The organism is Bradyrhizobium sp. UFLA01-814, assembly GCF_046718885.1.
Lineage (GTDB): Bacteria > Pseudomonadota > Alphaproteobacteria > Rhizobiales > Xanthobacteraceae > Bradyrhizobium > Bradyrhizobium elkanii.
In genome coordinates, this window is record NZ_JAQOSR010000383.1 from 1 (window position 1) to 636 (window position 636).

Genomic DNA, 636 nt, shown 5'->3' on the forward strand with positions numbered 1-636 from the left:
GATTCGGGACTCGTTGACGTAAGTCGGCGAGTAGGGCGTCGTCCAGGGGAACTGCTTGGGATCGTTCCAGCGGGTGCCGCCGCTCTGCACCAGGAGTTGCGGGACGCCATTGCTGTTGAGATATTTCTGGATCGCGGCGTTGGTCGGCGTGCCGAACGGCGCCATGATCGCGAGCACCTTGTCGTTCTCGACCAGCGCGCGCGTGACCTCGACGGTCTTGGGCGGGCTATAGGCGTCGTCGCGGGTCAGGAAGTTGATGTGGCGGCCATTGATCCCGCCTTTCTCGTTCAGCATCGTGAAATAGGCCAGCATGGTCTTCGGGAAGCTCGCATAGATCGACGCCGGTCCGCTGTAGGGCGCATTGGCGCCGAGCAGGATCTCGCTGTTACTGACCCCCGGGCCATAGGCCTTCTGGGCATTCGCCGTTCCGAGCGCGCCGGTGAGCGCGAACGCCCACACCGCAAGCGTGACGATTGGCTTCCGCATCTTCCCCTCCCATGACGCCCTCTTTTGCGGGGCTCGTTGATCCCGGCGGCGGTGCCTGTAGAGGCTTTACCCGTCGCGTCGGTTGTGTAATAATAGACCGTCTGTCCGGATTATCAACTGGAATCTCCGGGCGGCGTATCGGCTTCACGC

1 protein-coding gene is annotated in these 636 nt (G+C 62.7%); it reads right to left on the minus strand.

What is annotated here, in order from left to right:
- The coding region (locus PMN64_RS42945) for an ABC transporter substrate-binding protein (protein WP_411785134.1) at window positions 1-486 on the minus strand (486 nt) is incomplete at its 3' end.
- Window positions 487-636: the final 150 nt, after the last annotated feature.